The sequence below is a fragment of the Paraburkholderia sp. JPY465 genome (assembly GCF_050436725.1).
Taxonomy (GTDB): Bacteria; Pseudomonadota; Gammaproteobacteria; order Burkholderiales; family Burkholderiaceae; genus Paraburkholderia; species Paraburkholderia youngii.
Map to the genome: position 1 here is coordinate 1,353,830 of NZ_JBNDMT010000002.1, position 15,221 is coordinate 1,369,050.

At 63.1% G+C, this 15,221-nt stretch carries 13 protein-coding genes and 1 pseudogene; 7 read left to right on the forward strand and 7 right to left on the reverse strand.

Going from position 1 to position 15,221, the window contains the following annotated elements; genetic code table 11:
* Positions 1–18 precede the first annotated feature (18 nt).
* Complete coding sequence (locus QFZ94_RS08295) at positions 19–1,383, reverse strand: MFS transporter (RefSeq protein WP_429456165.1); 1,365 nt, start codon at positions 1,381–1,383, stop codon at positions 19–21.
* A 354-nt stretch (positions 1,384–1,737) separates the two neighbouring features.
* The gene (locus QFZ94_RS08300; RefSeq protein WP_368583204.1) at positions 1,738–2,610 is read right to left on the reverse strand and encodes an AraC family transcriptional regulator; all 873 of its coding nucleotides are present in this window, start codon (positions 2,608–2,610) and stop codon (positions 1,738–1,740) included.
* A gap of 150 nt (positions 2,611–2,760) precedes the next feature.
* On the opposite strand from QFZ94_RS08300, the gene QFZ94_RS08305 reads away from it, so the two are divergent.
* A complete protein-coding gene (locus QFZ94_RS08305; protein WP_368583205.1) occupies positions 2,761–3,144 on the forward strand; it encodes a hypothetical protein in 384 nt (127 codons plus the stop codon).
* Positions 3,145–3,149: 5 nt separating this feature from the next.
* Here the strand turns inward: QFZ94_RS08305 and thrS are convergent, their stop codons facing one another.
* Positions 3,150–4,367: a threonine--tRNA ligase gene (gene thrS, locus QFZ94_RS08310; protein ID WP_429456168.1), complete on the reverse strand. Its 1,218-nt coding sequence runs from the start codon at positions 4,365–4,367 to the stop codon at positions 3,150–3,152.
* Positions 4,368–5,056: 689 nt separating this feature from the next.
* Between thrS and QFZ94_RS08315 the strand changes: the two genes are divergently transcribed.
* Together QFZ94_RS08315 and QFZ94_RS08320 are read left to right on the forward strand one after the other, a co-directional pair.
* On the forward strand, positions 5,057–6,529 hold the full coding sequence (locus QFZ94_RS08315) for a PQQ-binding-like beta-propeller repeat protein (protein ID WP_429456170.1): 1,473 nt from the start codon (positions 5,057–5,059) through the stop codon (positions 6,527–6,529).
* Between the two features lie 137 nt (positions 6,530–6,666).
* A complete protein-coding gene (locus QFZ94_RS08320; RefSeq protein ID WP_013092731.1) occupies positions 6,667–7,164 on the forward strand; it encodes a GNAT family N-acetyltransferase in 498 nt (165 codons plus the stop codon).
* A gap of 6 nt (positions 7,165–7,170) precedes the next feature.
* Here the strand turns inward: QFZ94_RS08320 and QFZ94_RS08325 are convergent, their stop codons facing one another.
* The 3 genes from QFZ94_RS08325 to QFZ94_RS08335 all read right to left on the reverse strand — a co-directional run bounded on the left by QFZ94_RS08325 (position 7,171) and on the right by QFZ94_RS08335 (position 10,059).
* On the reverse strand, positions 7,171–7,752 hold the full coding sequence (locus QFZ94_RS08325) for a flavin reductase family protein (RefSeq protein WP_368583361.1): 582 nt from the start codon (positions 7,750–7,752) through the stop codon (positions 7,171–7,173).
* 173 nt (positions 7,753–7,925) lie between these two features.
* Positions 7,926–8,261 (reverse strand): hypothetical protein, encoded by a 336-nt coding sequence (locus QFZ94_RS08330; protein WP_176106988.1) that lies wholly within the window; start codon positions 8,259–8,261, stop codon positions 7,926–7,928.
* 193 nt (positions 8,262–8,454) lie between these two features.
* On the reverse strand, positions 8,455–10,059 hold the full coding sequence (locus QFZ94_RS08335) for a PLP-dependent aminotransferase family protein (protein WP_429456173.1): 1,605 nt from the start codon (positions 10,057–10,059) through the stop codon (positions 8,455–8,457).
* A 92-nt stretch (positions 10,060–10,151) separates the two neighbouring features.
* On the opposite strand from QFZ94_RS08335, the gene QFZ94_RS08340 reads away from it, so the two are divergent.
* Positions 10,152–10,886 carry a GNAT family N-acetyltransferase gene (locus QFZ94_RS08340; protein WP_429456175.1) on the forward strand — a complete coding sequence of 245 codons (735 nt, stop codon included), beginning with the start codon at positions 10,152–10,154 and terminating at the stop codon, positions 10,884–10,886.
* A gap of 209 nt (positions 10,887–11,095) precedes the next feature.
* The gene (locus QFZ94_RS08345) at positions 11,096–11,758 is read left to right on the forward strand and encodes a VC0807 family protein (RefSeq protein ID WP_429456177.1); all 663 of its coding nucleotides are present in this window, start codon (positions 11,096–11,098) and stop codon (positions 11,756–11,758) included.
* A gap of 21 nt (positions 11,759–11,779) precedes the next feature.
* On the opposite strand, the pseudogene QFZ94_RS08350 reads toward QFZ94_RS08345, so the two are convergent.
* A pseudogene (locus tag QFZ94_RS08350) lies at positions 11,780–12,174 on the reverse strand (LysR family substrate-binding domain-containing protein); the annotation flags it as partial.
* A 309-nt stretch (positions 12,175–12,483) separates the two neighbouring features.
* On the opposite strand from QFZ94_RS08350, the gene QFZ94_RS08355 reads away from it, so the two are divergent.
* Together QFZ94_RS08355 and QFZ94_RS08360 are read left to right on the forward strand one after the other, a co-directional pair.
* On the forward strand, positions 12,484–14,001 hold the full coding sequence (locus QFZ94_RS08355; protein ID WP_429456179.1) for an efflux transporter outer membrane subunit: 1,518 nt from the start codon (positions 12,484–12,486) through the stop codon (positions 13,999–14,001).
* A gap of 54 nt (positions 14,002–14,055) precedes the next feature.
* Positions 14,056–15,207, forward strand: a complete 1,152-nt coding sequence (locus QFZ94_RS08360) for an efflux RND transporter periplasmic adaptor subunit (RefSeq protein ID WP_429456181.1) — start codon at positions 14,056–14,058, stop codon at positions 15,205–15,207.
* Positions 15,208–15,221 lie beyond the last annotated feature (14 nt).

The following is a 15,221-nucleotide window of genomic DNA, read 5'->3' on the forward strand; positions in this document are numbered from 1 at the left end:
GGCCATCCGCCTGATCGATCACGGAGTGGCGTGTCCCTGGTCATGCAATGCATGCACGTCGTCGTATTCCCGCGAAATGTCCTTATTCGTGTAATCGCCGAGTCGCATAGCGGCGGCCACGCTAATCACCGCGCACGCGAACACATACCACGCCACCGCGAATCCCGAATGGAAATAGGCATAAAGCGCGGTCGCAATCAACGGTGCAGGACCGCCAGCGATGACGGAAGCCAACTGGTAGCCCATCGACGCGCCGCTGTAGCGCAAGCGCCCCGTGAACGATTCGGCGATCAATGCGGCTTGGGGACCATACATCATCGCGTGCGGCACCAGCGAAAGCACGATTGCCGCGAAGATCCATCCGGGGTTATGAGTTCCGACCATGAAGAAGTACAGGAAGCCGAATAGCCCGACTGCAGCGGCGCCGATCACGTACATGCGTCGACGTCCGATCAGATCGGACACGTGACCGAAGAAAGGAATCGTGAAGAATTCCAGCACCGAAGCGGCCAGCACCGCGGTGAGCAACAGATCGCGCGTAACGCCCAGACTCATCACGCCATAGGTGAAGATAAAAGCCGTGAAAATATAGAAAGGCGCCTGTTCGGCCATACGCGCAAGAGCCGATAGAACAATGTCTTTCGGCTGCCGGCGCAATACTTCACGCATTGGCGCCTTTTCGATCCTGCGCTCAGCGAGAAGCTTCGCGAAGATCGGCGTCTCGAGGATACTCAAGCGGATATAAAGGCCGATCGCGACCAGCGCAATACTGAGGAAAAACGGCACCCGCCAGCCCCACGTGAGAAATGCGCTGCCGGAGATCTGACTGGTGGCAAGCACCACCAGATTCGCGACGAACAATCCCGCCGGTACGCCGAACTGCGGCCACGACGCGATGAAACCACGATGCTTGTTGGTGCGTGCCCATTCCATCGACATCAGCACCGAACCGCCCCACTCGCCTCCCACGCCCACCCCCTGAATAAAGCGCAGCGCCGTGAGCGCAATGGCCCCCCAGATGCCGATCGACGCGTAGGTCGGAACGAAGCCGACGGCGAATGTCGCGAGTCCCATCAGCAATAGCGTCACGATCAACGTCGCTTTACGTCCGATGCGATCGCCATAGTGGCCGAAAATCGCCGCGCCCACCGGCCGCGCGATAAAGCCGACGGCGTAAATCAGAAAAGCCTGGAGTGTGCCAACGAGCGGGTCCGATTCAGGAAAAAACAGCTTCGCGAATACCAGACCAGTGACCGTGCTGTACAGGAAGAAGTCATACCATTCGATCGTGGTACCGATCGTGCTGGCGATGACAGCGCGGCGCAACTGGCGCCGTGCCTCCTCATCGGAGAGGGGCATAGCCCCAGATTGCGTGGCAGCCATTTGATATCTCCCCAAAATGGACGGGTGACATCCTTAGTTGACACTTAGGGTATTGGGCGGTTCCGGTGATTACGCGAGTAGCCGAAAGTGAAACGGCCTTTTCGGCTTCTGTCATGGGCGAGAGCCTGGAATCGATAAAAACCCCTATCTGAACCACTATTCGCAGAGATAGGGGCTTTGTTTAAGGACACATTCCGCAATTGCATTTTTTGCCGCATCTACAATCGGCAATCATCGATTCAGTGCAATTGATACCGACGCGAAAATTGGATCGGAGCCCGAATGAAGCGCATCCTCCGATATTCGCGCAGAATGGATCAGGCATTTTATATGCTCATCTCCCCCGTTCCCTAATCACACCAACGGAATGTAGATATCCGTCTGCCACTGATCCAGCGGCGTCTCAGGATAGACGCTCAGGTACTGGAAAAACAGCGGAAGATCTCGCAACTCTTCTCCACTCGAAGGCAGCCAGTCGCGATAGATCGGATAGATCGTCTCGCCGATGTGATCGGTCGATCCCGTGTGCCGCACCACCGCGCACCGTGCACCCGGCATGACGAGTTCGCGCACGCCATAGTGATTCGGTGCGACCGGCTCGTCGATCTCTCCGCAGATATCGAAGCGGAATTCCTCCGCTGGCACCGTGTCCGGATTGCCGTGCGGAATGCCGAAGGTCCTGCTCGACGCCACCGGCGATTGTCCGCTTTGAATACGCCAATCGATGAACTTGCGCGCACTCTCGTTGACGAGTCCAGGCGAACCACAATGCTCGAGCGCGGCAACCCGGGTTTCCGCAAAGTCGACGATTTTCACTTGCATGGTCAATTTCCTCGAAAGATAGGGAACAATAAAACTCGCACTCCAGAATTGCCATGCTGGATGCCGTCGAAACGCGCTCGGCGCCATGCCGAATGCACGCTTGAACGCGCGGCTGAAGGCTTCGGGACTGTCGAAGCCGGCGTCGAGCGCCGCATCGAGAACCGAGCACGACGCCTGCGACGCGAGGCGGTGAGCCGCGCGACGCAAGCGCATCAACTGCACGTAGCGTGCGACCGGCACGCCGACATACGCGACAAACTGTCGATGGAAATGGAACATCGAGAAGTTTGCGATACGGCTTAGCGCGTCGACCGACAGATCGCCCTCGAGGTTTGCGTCGATATAGGCGAGAACGGCTTCGAAGCGTTTAGCGTAAGCGGCGGTGGCGTCTGTGTGAGTTAGCATGGTCTGGATCGTGCGAGTTCCGATATGGTCGCCGAGGTTGGACACATCTTACCTAGCCGGACTTGCTCGATCTTCGATCGGCTCGCTGCCGAGCCTTGAGAATTTGCGTAAACTTATTCACTTGCCCTCGCCTCCTGAGATTTTCCGCCGATGCCCTCTTCGATCAGCAATTCGCTCCTCTGGATCTTCGACGCGTTCGAACGCGATCCGACTTATGTGCGCCGGCGGATGTTTGGCAGCGATGCCGCGTATATCGACGGCCTGTTGTGTCTGGTTGCCGCCGATCGCGATAAGCCGTGGAATGGGCTGCTCGTCTGTACATCGCAGGAACGCCATGCTGCTCTGATTACCGATCTGCCTGCATTGCGGCCTCACCCGGTACTCGGAAAGTGGCTTTATGTGCCGCAGGAGGACCCTGCGTTCGAAGACACTGTCGAGCAGTTGACGGCGCTCGTTCTGGAGCGGGACCCGCGAGTGGGGGTGGAACCGAAGCCGAAAAAGCGCCGCGGTAAGTCGGTATTGCCGGACGCTTGAAGCGGTCAGACTCTTGCCGGCGAGCCCGGCAAGCCTCCTTTGCCCTTCAGATATCCCACTCCCTCCGCGAGACCAAACTCCCGCTGTGCCCCATCCCTCGACCAACGCACACTAATCCTCCTGTCTGCCGCCTCCCTCTTCCCTACGACAACGAGAAACGGCACCCGCTTCTCCCTCGCATCGACAATCTTCTTCTCCAGTCTCTCGGGCCGTCCATCGACCACCGCCCGAACCCCGGCATCTTCGAGCGCCTGCAAGACTTCTTGCGCGTAACCCAGACTCGCATCGCTGATCGAAGCAACGACGGCCTGCTCGGGCGCGAGCCAGGCCGGCATCCATCCTTCGTCATGTTCAAGCAGCATCGCGATGAACCGCTCCATGCTGCCGAGCACCGCGTGATGAATCATTACCGGACGCTCGCGTTCATCACGCTGATTGACGAACTCGGCATCGAGCCGCTCTGGCAACACAAAGTCGAGCTGGATCGTGCCGCACTGCCAACTCCGTGCGCGACTATCCGTCAATTGAAATTCGAGTTTGGGCCCGTAAAAAGCGCCCTCTCCAGCGAGTACAGCGAATTCGAGCCCCGCTGCGTCGGCGGCATGGGCCAACGCCTCCTCGGCCCGATCCCACGTCCCCTCGCTGCCAGCACGCAATGCGGGCCGCGACGCCAAAGCAACGCTGAACTCCGGAAATCCTAGGTCCGCGTACACGTCGCGCAGCAGCGCACAGAAGCGCCCCACCTCCGACTCTATATCCGCCGCCGCGCAGAACACATGCGCGTCGTCCTGAACGAACGCGCGCGTACGCTTCAATCCTTCGAGAGATCCCGACGGCTCATCTCGATGACATGCCCCAAACTCGCTATAGCGCAACGGCAGCTCGCGATACGAACGCACACGCTGATTGAACACCTGCACGTGGCAAGGACAGCTCATCGGCTTCAGACAAAGCGCGCGTCTTTCTTCCGCATCGGCGAGCGAATACATCGCGGCGCCGAACTTTTCCCAGAGCCCGCTCTTTTCCCACAGCGAGCGCGCCAGCAATTGCGGCGTGCGAATCTCGCGAAAGCCCGCGCGACGCATGCGCGACCGCACGTAATCTTCGAGCACGCGATAAAGCGTCCAGCCGCGCGGGTGCCAGAAAACCATGCCGGCACCTTCTTCCTGCTGGTGGAAAAGATCGAGCTTATTGCCTAGTACACGATGGTCGATGTCGTTCACGGTCATGCTCCGTCGGTTCGAAATTCGCGATACCACGATGGATGCCGCAAACGGAGAGACCAGAAACGCCAAAGGCCCCATCCGTTTCCGGCGGGGCCTTTGGGGATTTGCCACTGCTGCTCGTACTTTCCGTACTTCCGGCTAGCGCGCGCAATCTCCAGACGACCCGCCTATGAAGGTGGTCGTCGCGGTGGTGGCGGCAAAGAGTGAAAGAGAGTCGAAGTGCATGCAGCGACAGTAAACCATTTCGATCGGAAGCGTCAATCGCTGGGAGTGCGTCGCGATTGGCGTACCTGCCTTTCATAAATCATCGAATGCCGCAATGAGCGAACTCATTTGATTCAAATAGCATAGATACTCGAAATAACTTCGCAATGTATAAATCAGAATTTGATTCGGTGTGCCTGACATGAAGCACTTGGTGCGATTCCGCACATTGCGCCAATGCGCGCTGATTAGACGTTCACTATATTTCGATTGCCCCACCTCACCGCAATAAAACTGTTTGCCCAGTCCTCTTAATAATCTTTATCCCCGCTTCGCAAAAGCGCAAACGCAGCTTTCCAAATAATCACTGAGGAGACGACATGAGAACTAACACGTTGTATTTAACGTGTGCGTTGCTATTCGGTTTGACAACGAGCAGCATTGCCTATTCGACCGATTGGAAGACCTCGGGAAACGACTCGATGAACTCCCGAAACCAGGCTAGTGAATCGGCGATCAGTCCGAAGACAGCGGGTGCCCTTCACAAGCTCTGGTCAACTGACACGAGCGGAAACGTCACGGCGACCCCTGCCCTCGATGACAGCTATGCCTATTTCCCGGATTCCGCGGGCTATCTTTACAAAGTCGACAGGAAGACCGGTCACGTTATCTGGAAGAACCTCGTGTCGTCCTACACGGACATCCCTAACGACTACGCGCGTGCAACGCCCGCTATCTCCGGAAACGTACTGATACTCGGCAATCAAAGCGGCAAACTGTCGAGTCCGCAACCGGCCCAGGTCTTTGCCGTCGACAAGAACACCGGCCAGCGGCTTTGGCACACGCAAGTCGATCCAACCACGTATTCAATGGTCACGCAGTCTGCGGTCATCGCGAACGGTACGGCTTTCGTAGGAACGACATCGAACGAAGAATTGATGGCCGCCTATATTTCCCCGCCTGCATGGCAGTGGAGTTTCCGCGGCAGCGTCGTCGCGCTCGATGTCGCGACCGGCGCAATCAAATGGCAGACGTACACAATACCGACGGGCTATTACGGCGGCTCCGTCTGGGGAAGCACCGGCGCCGTCGACGTCGATCGCAATACGGTATTCATGGGTTCCGGCAACAACTGGGCAGTACCTCAGGCCGTACTCGACTGCATGAACAGCGGCGGCACGCCGACATCGTGCATCGACCCGAACGACCACTTCGACTCGATCCTTGCGCTGGACATGACCACGGGCGCAGTCAAATGGTCCGCGCGCGGACTGCCGTACGATACGTGGAATGTCGGCTGCGGCCTCAACGTGCCGGGCGTCTTCACTCTTCCGTCGAACGCCAACTGTCCCAATCCGCAGGGTCCGGACTGGGACTTCGCGCAAGGACCGATGCTCTTCGGCGGCAATGGCAATGCCGGCCGACTGGTCGGCGCGGGACAGAAGAGCGGGATGTTCTGGGCCTTCGATGAAGAAACAGGCGAACTGCGTTGGTCCACCCAGGTCGCCCCCGGCGGACTCACAGGCGGTCTGCAGTGGGGATCGGCCAACGACGGCCAGTTTATTTACGTTGCGGTAGCCAACAGCGGGGTGACCGGCTCGGGCACGACGCCAGGCGTATGGCAGTTGGCGAACGGCGGCGGCACTACCACGTCGGGCGGCTGGGCATCGCTCAACGCGAATTCCGGCGCGGTGAAGTGGACCACTCCGGACCCACTGGGAAGCCGCGCGGAGGCAGCGGTCAGTGTCGCGAATGGCGTGGTGTTCGGATGCAATCTCGACTACACGAAAGGCACGATGTACGCGCTCGATTCTTCCAACGGAAAAGTACTGTGGTCATTCGACAGCGGCGGCGCATGCAATGCCGGACCGGCCGTTGCGGACGGCGTGGTGTTCTGGGGCTCCGGTTCAACGAACGGACCGGGGCCGCAAAAATTATTCGCCTTCGGCCTGTAGGAAACGCCAAAGGCCTCGTCCTCTCAGGGCGGGGCCTTTGGCTCTTTGCTACGATGTGAGTCTGTTCCGAAGCCGGCGCTTTGGCGCGTATCGCCAGCCGGACCGGAATTGCCACCGAACTCACCGAGCACCAGACCTTGACGATCCACATCCGCCCCGCCACCGCCTCCGACGCCCCCCTGATCCTGCGCTTCATCACCGAACTTGCGATCTACGAGAAAGCCGAGCACGAAGTCGTCGCCGGTGTCAAAGACATCGAGAAAAGCCTGTTTTCCGAGGGCGTGCCCGCGAAAGCGCTGATCTGCGAAATGAACGGCGAGCCCGTCGGTTTTTGCGTGTACTTCTTTTCGTATTCGACGTGGCTCGGCAAGCAGGGGCTTTATCTGGAAGACCTGTACGTGTCGCCCGCATCGCGTGGCAGCGGCGCGGGCAAACAGATGCTGCGCCATCTCGCGCAAATCGCCTGCGAAACGGGCTGCGGCCGCTTCGAATGGAGCGTGCTCGACTGGAACGAGCCGGCCATCGGCTTCTACAAATCGATCGGCGCGAATCCGCAAAGCGAATGGGTGCGCTACCGTCTCGCGGGCGACGCGCTCAAGGCATTCGCCGAAGGCGAAACCGAACCGAACACCTAAGCGCGGTCACTGCGCGGAGGCCGCGACGGGCGCCACCTCGAACGCATCGCCCGTTGCGAAGAAAGTGCCGCCTGCGACGTAATGGCACGTGCGCAGGTCGGGATCGTCGCCGAAATGCCAGCGGTTGTGCGAATACACGCGGCTATCCGCATACGCGGCGACCACCTCGCCGATGATCAGATCGTGCCGCTGGCTGTCATCCGGAATCACCTTGCATTCCATCCACGTGATGCAGCCGGCCAGCATCGGCACGTCGATTTTTTGCGCGCGGAAAGTCTCGAGATCGAACGCGGAGAACTTGTCGAGTTCGACGCCCGCGTGCGTGCCGACCGCAAGTGTTTGTGCGGCGAAACCGCGGCTCGGCAATTGCAGCCCGAACACGCCGCTCGCTTCGATCAGGCTACGCGTCAGCGTGCGGCTATCGACGACCACCACCACCTTCGGCGGATCGAAGTCGAGCGGCATCGCCCACGAGGCGGCCATCACGTTCGAACGACCAGCGTGCGCGCTCGTGATCAGCGTAACGGGTCCGTGATTGAGCAGTTGAGTCGCGCGCGACAATTCCACGGGTTCTCGGGTGGCGGTCATAGCATCGTGATGGCGTCGAAAGGGTGACGCTGATTGTAGCGGGGCGGGAGAAATGAGGCGCGCGATGTGCGGAAGCCGCCGTGCGGAGCGATAGAGCGGGCGAATCGAACTGCCAGACGGCAGCCCACAAGCCGCCGCCTGACAGACTTCAAACGAAAAACTTCAATGGCCGCTCAATGATGCGGCGCCTTGCCATTCGGCACCACATTGTGCGGCTTGTGCTGCTCTTCGCCGAGTCCCGGGAAGAACGCGTTCCAGGCGGCGCGCACACCCTGCGCCGCGGTCGCTTCGGCGCTGACCGATTCGGCCGCGCCATCCGCGGCTTTCGACGGATCGGCGGACAGGCCGCGCCAATGCGTGAATACGAGCAACGGCTTTTCGGTCCACACGCCGTCGCCAAATTTCGCAAACGCCGTGTCCCCGCTCGCCAACTGCACCTCGTACCAGCCTTCGCGTACGGGCGTATGGATGGCCAGCTCAAACCACGGGGTCGGTTCGATTTCCTTCATAGCGTCTCCGGTCGGATAAATCGTCATCGAAAACCACACTTAACGCATTGTTCGTGCCCATCGGCGGCGCCAAACCCGCGGCGCGGCGGGCCGGGCAACCGTGGCACATGCGGGCAGACCCGGCACTTCGGAGCGAAGTCGCCGCGCATACGACACGATAGCGCGACATGGGCCGGGCGGACAAACGTAAAACTTACATGTCCTGGGTGGCAGGCGTACGGCGTTGCGGGATGGGCTTTTTGCGGGACCGGGCGGCGGGTTTTCCGGCAGGCGTTCCGGCCGGTTTTGCCGCGCCCTTCGCAGCCGGTCGCGCCTCGCTCTCCATCTCCCGCACCAGCTCCGCCAGCGCTTTCACCGCCGGCCCCAAGCGCTCCGCCTCCGTATTCCCATAGCCGATCACGAGCCCGTTGGTCTGCTCCGACGCCCCGATCGCGAACCCCGACAGCGCGCGCGGACCGAGCCCCAACGCCTGCGCCCGCGCCGTCAGTGCGCGATCGTCGAGCGACGCGGGCAGCCGCAGCGTCAGATGCATGCCGCAATCGCCGCCAAGAATCGTCGCCGCCGGAAAATATTCGGCCAGCGCGTCGCGCAGCGCCTGCTGGCGCTCGCGGTACAGCCGCCGCATCCGCCCGAGATGTCGCCCGAACTCGCCGCTTTCGAGGAAATGCGCGAGCGCCAGTTGCTCCAGCCGATGCCCGCCGCGCAGCAACTCTTGCAGCGCAACAGCGGCATGCGCGGCGATCGTCCGAGGCAGCACGACGAAGCCGATGCGCAGCGCCGGAAACATCGTCTTGCTGAACGAACCGACGTACAGCACGGGCGCCTCGTCGACGAGGCCCTGCATGCTCGCGATCGGCTCGCCGGTGTGGCGCACTTCGCCGTCGTAATCGTCCTCGATCAGCCAAGCGCCGCAGCGCCGCGCCTCTGCAATCAGCTCGAGCCGCCGCGCCACCGACAACACCGCGCCGGTCGGATACTGATGCGCGGGCGACGTGTAGATCAGCTTCGGCGGATGCGTGCGCCACGCGTCGGCCGGCACGGCCATGCCTTCGGCGTCGACGGGAATCGGCAGCAAGCGCAAATCGCCCGCGTTGAAAGCGGCCTTCGCGCCGCGGTAGCCGGGGTCCTCGGTCCATGCGATATCGCCGGGATTGGTCAGCAGCCGCACGCACAGGTTCAGCGCCTCCTGCGCGCCCTCGGTGATCACGACCTGCGAGCCGTCGCAGCGCACGCCGCGCGCCATCCGCAGATGCGCGGCGATCGCGTCGCGCAACGCCGGTTCGCCGGCCGGCGTGCCGTAGCCGAGCGCGCGCGGTAAGGCGCGCTCCATCGCACGTTCGAGCGCGCGCCGCCAGGCGGCTAGCGGGAAGCGGTCTAGCGCGGGTGTGCCCGGGGTCAGCGCATAGGTGTTGTCGACGTGCTTGTGCGGCGCCGCGAACTGCTGGACGCGCCTCGCGTACACGACTTCTGGCGCCGCCGTAGCCGTCGCCCGCTCGCCGCGCGCGGCGGGACTCGACAGCGGACTCACGCGCGTGCCCTGGCGATCGGCGATGACATAACCGACCGCGGCGAGATGTTCGTAAGCGATCACGACGGTGTTGCGCGACACGCCCATTTCGGCGGCGAGCAGCCGCGACGACGGCAGCAACGACCCAGCCGGCAGACGGCCCGCGAGAATGGCCTGTTGTAGAAGTTCGATCAGCTGCTTTTGCAGCGGCGCGGGCCGCTTGGCCCCGCTAGCGCCGCTCGCGGCGAAAACGTCGTCGGCATGGACGAGCGGTCCGATGATTTCGATCATGGTGGTTGGACCTATCGAATAAGCGTGTCGTGGATCTTTTGAACATACCACGTTTGCCGTATCGTTCCTGCATCGAAGACAGGAGAAAGGACATGGAACCCATACGCAACGTCTACGGCCAGCCGATCGGCAAACCCGTGCCCGGCTGGCGCGGCGCGCAGCCGCCGGGCCGCGAGCCGCTGAGCGGCTGCTATTGCCGGCTCGAAGCGGTCGACGTCGAGCGCCACGCGGCCGACCTGTTCGACGCGTATCGCTCGGCCACCGACGGCCGCGACTGGACTTATCTGGCGATCGGCCCGTTCGACAGCCTCGCAGCCTATCGCGAGCACCTGACGCGGATGGCGGCATCGAAAGATCCGCTGCACTACGCGGTGATCGACCTCGCGACGGGCAAGGCGGTCGGCACGCTGTCGCTGATGCGGATCGATCCGGCCAACGGCGTGATCGAAGTCGGCCATGTCACGTATTCGCCGCGGCTCAAGCGCACGCGCATCGCGACGGATGCGATGTACCTGCTGCTTAGCGAAGTGTTCGACAAGCTCGGTTACCGCCGTTTCGAATGGAAATGCGATTCGCTGAACGAGCCGTCGCGCAAGGCCGCGCTGCGCTACGGGTTCACGTTCGAGGGGATCTTCCGGCAGGCGATCGTCTACCGTGAGCGCAATCGCGACACGGCGTGGTTTTCGATCATCGACAGCGAATGGCCGGCGTTGCGCTCGTGTTATCAGCGGTGGCTCGACGCGGGCAATTTCGATGCGCAAGGGCAGCAGATCGAGCGGCTCGCCGATCTGATCGCGCAGCAGCGAGCGGCGGACGACGCCCGGTAAAGCCAGACGCTCGCATCAGCGCGCCGCCGATGCCATCGCACGCGGCGCGCTTGCGCCAGCCCTTCGCTGCGCGCCGCCAACCCCGGCAGCCGGCGCAACTTCGCCCTAAACTGCCTCCATACGTTCGCGCGCCGCTGCCGAAGCGCGATTGTCACAGCGCGCCAGCATGTGCCACGCGTGCCTCGTTCCATGCCGTTACAGCCCAGCCGATGAAATCCCGTCTGCGCTACCTGAGCGCATTGCTCGTCAATCTCGCACTGCCCTTGCTTGTCTACCGGCTCGCGTTTCCGCACTGGGGGCAAACGGGCGCGCTCGCCGCGTCGGCGTTGCCGCTGATCGCATGGATGACGGTGGATCTGCTGCGTTACCGGCATTTCGACGCGCTGAGCGCACTCGTGCTCGCGGGCGTGCTGCCAGCGCTTGCCACGAGCCTCGTATTCAGCGACGCGCGTCTGCTGTTGATCGAAGACCCGATGGTGTCGGGCTTTATCGGCATCGCGTTTCTCGCGTCGCTCACGCTGCGCAAGCCGATGGTGTTCTACCTGGCGCGCTCGACGATGTCGCGCGAAGATCATCGCAGCGTGGAATTGTTCGAGCGACATTGGCGTGATCGTCCGATGCTCGCCAGCTATATTCGCCTGATGACACTCGTGTGGGGGATCGGCATGATCGGCGAGAACATCGTGCGCAGTGCGATCGTGCTGCATTGGCCGAACGACCCGCGCTCGGCGCTCGCATCCACTGCGCTGCGTTATGGCGTGTACATGGCGCTGACGGTGTGGACGATCCTGATTCGCCGGCGTATCAAGCGGGACGCGCAGCGCTATCCGGCGGATGAGCAGGCGGCGGAGAGTTCGGCGGCAAATGTGTGAATGACCGCGCCGGCGGTCCGTTCATGCCAACTCCAAAAATCTCCCCAAACAAGGATTCCGGTTCGCCGGCGACCGGGCGAGCACCTGCTCGATCAGCGGCGCGTCGGCAAGCGGGCGGAACACCACGCCCGCCAGCTGCGCAATCTTCAACCGCCGCGCCGCGCGCGCGGATGGCTGCGCGATAGCGCGACGCACAGCGGCTCGCTGAGCACCGTGCGCGTCGTGAGTGACTTGTCGGGCACGGTCGGGAACATGATCGCCGCGTCGATGTGCCCGGTGAGCAACTGCGCGGCCAGATCGTTCGACACGACCTCGCGCAATTTCAGCTCGACCTGCGGATACGCGGCGCCGAACGCTCGCGCATAGCCGGGGACGACGCTGTAAGCGGAGCACATCGTGAAGCCGATTTCGAGCTTGTGACGCTGTCGGTGCTGCTGATGGTGATGGGGCATTAAAGCTGAGGGGTCGACAGTACGCCGGTGTCCCAATCTATGAAACTTGCATGAATGCCGCGACGGCCGCGGCAGACTGCGGGGAGCGCCGCGCGTTTTCACCGCCCTCCTACGTGATCTCGTATCCGCCTTCGGCGGTTAGCGAACGCGAGGCCAAGCGCGGCTCGCGTCGTGCGTGGTAAATTCCAGCGTCGGCAAGACAACTCCAAGAACGTTCGGGTGCCCTGAACATCTTCGTCCGGTCCACCCGCCCCTGGCGTACAAGGTAGATCGATGATCGACGTGAGTCAGCGTATTGTCTGGCGGCGCCTCTACGTTGCGCTGTGCAGTTGCGTCGCGTTGGCCGGCTGCATGGTCGGCCCCGACTACCACGAGCCGCCCGCGCCGGCTACCGACACCTTCACCGCCCGGCCGCTGCCCGACCAGACCGCCTCCGCGCCCGGCCCCGCCGGCCTGCCGCAGCGTTTCGCGCCGGCCCAGGACATCCCCGCCGCGTGGTGGACGCTGTTTCACTGCGAGCCGCTCGACGCGCTGATCCGCGAGGCCATCGCCAATAGCCCGAACATGACCGCGGCCCAGGCCGCGTTGCGCCAGGCGCGCGAAAATTACACCGCGCAGGCAGGCGGCACCTTGCTGCCGAGCGTCGACGCGCAACTTAACGCCACGCGCGAAAAGATCAACGGCATCGCGTTCGGCGAGCCGGGCCTCGTCGAAGAATTCAATCTTTACAACGCGTCGGTCAACGTCTCGTACAAGCTCGACGTGTTCGGCGGCGCGCGGCGCGAACTCGAAGCGCTGCATGCGCAGATCGACTATCAGCGCTTCCAGCTACAGGCCGCCTATCTTACGATATCGGCCAACATCGTGACCGCGGCGGTCAAGGAAGCGTCCGTGCGCGCGCAGATCGACGCGACCGAGCGGATCGCCACCGAGGAAGAGCAGCAGCTGAACGTGCTCGACCAGCAACTCTCGCTCGGCGGCGTGAGCCGCGCGGCCGTGCTCGCGCAGGAAACGCTGCTCGCGCAGACCCGCGCGACGCTGCCGCCGCTCTACCAGCAACTCGATCAGGCGCGCCATCAGCTTGCGGTGCTCGCCGGCAAGCTGCCGAGCGACACGGGCGTGCCCGAATTCACCCTCGACATGTTCTCGCTGCCCGACACGCTGCCCGTCAGTCTGCCGTCGTCGCTGGTGCGCCAGCGCCCCGACATCCTCGCCGCCGACGCCACGCTGCATCAGGCGAGTGCACAGGTCGGCGTCGCGACCGCGGCGATGTATCCGCAGATCACGCTGTCCGCGAGCTACGGCGCCGAGGCGCTGACGCCCGCGCAAGTGCTCAGGGCCGGCAGCACCATCTGGAGCATCGGCGCGGGCTTGCTGCAACCGGTCTTTCACGGTGGCCAGTTGAGCGCACAGAAGCGCGCGGCCGAGGCCGCCTACGAGCAGGCCGGCGCGCAATACCGCGAGACGGTGCTGCTTGCGTTCCAGAACGTCGCGGACACGCTGCGCGCGCTCGAACACGATGCGACCGGCCTGAAGGCGCAGACCGACGCGTCGCGCGCCGCGAGCGATTCGCTCGAACTGACGCGCGGGCAGTATCGCGTCGGCGGCGTGAGCTACCTCGCGCTGCTCGACGCGCAACGCCAGTATCAGCAGACCGTGGTCAGCCTCGCGCAGGCGCAGGCCGCGCGTTACGCAGACACGGCCGCGCTGTTCCAGGCGCTCGGCGGCGGCTGGTGGAATGGCGCCGCGCCCGAGTCGGCCGCCGCGGCCGCCGCCGCAACGCCACATTGACCGTGCCCTGACACAACCCTCAGCCCTCGCCCCAAGCCGAGCAAGGACATCACGATGGCCGAAAGAAAACCGATGACGAAGCGGATGGTGATCATGTTGATCTGCGTCGGCCTGCTGCTCGCCGCGCTGGTCGGCTTCAACCTGTTCCGCGCGCACATGTTCGCGAAGTTCATGGCGGCCAACACCACGCCGCCCGCGACGGTGTCGGCGGTGGTGGTCCACTATCAGTCGTGGCAGCCGCAGCTCGCGGCGGTCGGCAGCCTGCGCGCGGTGCGCGGCGTCGACGTGACGACCGAAGTCGCCGGCCTCGTGCGCCAGGTCGCGTTCGTGTCGGGGCAGGAAGCGAAAGCCGGACAGATCCTCGTGCGACTCAATGACGACAGCGACGTCGCGCTGCTGCAATCGCTGCAGGCCGCGGCCGACCTCGCGCAGACGGTCTACGAGCGCGACCGCGCGCAGTACGACATCAAGGCGATCGCGAAAGCGCAGCTCGACGCCGATGCGGCGGACCTCAAGCGCAAGAAGGCGCAGGTCGCGCAACAGCAGGCGCTCGTCGACAAGAAGACGATTCGCGCGCCGTTCGCGGGGCGCCTCGGCATCACGACGATCAATCCGGGCCAATACCTGAATCCGGGCGATACGATCGTCACGCTGCAAGCCATCGATCCGATCTACGCCGACTTCTCGGTGCCGCAACAGCAGCTCGGCCAGCTCGCGATCGGCGCGACCGTCAGCGTCGATACCAACGCGTACAGCGGACAAAGCTTCACCGGCAAGATCCAGTCGATGAGCCCGAAAGTCGACAGCGCGACACGCAACGTGCAGATCGAGGCAAGCGTCGACAATCGCGAGCGCAAGCTGCTGCCCGGCATGTACGCGAACGTGAAGATCGACTCGGGCGCCGAGGAGCGCCACCTGACGCTGCCGCAAACGGCGATTACCTACAACCCGTATGGCGCGACCGTGTTCATCGTGAAGCCCGGCACGCAGCCCAACGCGCAGGGCAAGACGCTGCCCGTCGCGCAGCAGGTGTTCGTGACGCCGGGGCCGACGCGCGGCGACCAGGTGGCGATTCTGAAGGGCGTCGACGATGGCACGCAGGTCGTGACTAGCGGCCAGCTCAAGCTGAAGAACGGCACGCCGCTGATCATCGATAACCGCGTCCAGCCGTCGGACAGTCCGAATCCGACGCCGCAGGAACAATAAGCGAGGCCGCCCGA

Bases quoted from the DNA above. Each gene is read 5' to 3' on its own strand.
- QFZ94_RS08325 (WP_368583361.1), bottom strand. From the start codon at position 7,752: ATGACCGCCACCCGAGAACCCGTGGAATTGTCGCGCGCGACTCAACTG.
- QFZ94_RS08305 (WP_368583205.1), top strand. From the start codon at position 2,761: ATGCCCTCTTCGATCAGCAATTCGCTCCTCTGGATCTTCGACGCGTTC.
- QFZ94_RS08300 (WP_368583204.1), bottom strand. From the start codon at position 2,610: ATGCTAACTCACACAGACGCCACCGCCGCTTACGCTAAACGCTTCGAA.
- QFZ94_RS08355 (WP_429456179.1), top strand. From the start codon at position 12,484: ATGATCGACGTGAGTCAGCGTATTGTCTGGCGGCGCCTCTACGTTGCG.
- QFZ94_RS08295 (WP_429456165.1), bottom strand. From the start codon at position 1,383: ATGGCTGCCACGCAATCTGGGGCTATGCCCCTCTCCGATGAGGAGGCA.
- QFZ94_RS08345 (WP_429456177.1), top strand. From the start codon at position 11,096: ATGAAATCCCGTCTGCGCTACCTGAGCGCATTGCTCGTCAATCTCGCA.
- QFZ94_RS08340 (WP_429456175.1), top strand. From the start codon at position 10,152: ATGGAACCCATACGCAACGTCTACGGCCAGCCGATCGGCAAACCCGTG.
- QFZ94_RS08360 (WP_429456181.1), top strand. From the start codon at position 14,056: ATGGCCGAAAGAAAACCGATGACGAAGCGGATGGTGATCATGTTGATC.
- QFZ94_RS08335 (WP_429456173.1), bottom strand. From the start codon at position 10,059: ATGATCGAAATCATCGGACCGCTCGTCCATGCCGACGACGTTTTCGCC.
- QFZ94_RS08330 (WP_176106988.1), bottom strand. From the start codon at position 8,261: ATGAAGGAAATCGAACCGACCCCGTGGTTTGAGCTGGCCATCCATACG.
- QFZ94_RS08315 (WP_429456170.1), top strand. From the start codon at position 5,057: ATGAACTCCCGAAACCAGGCTAGTGAATCGGCGATCAGTCCGAAGACA.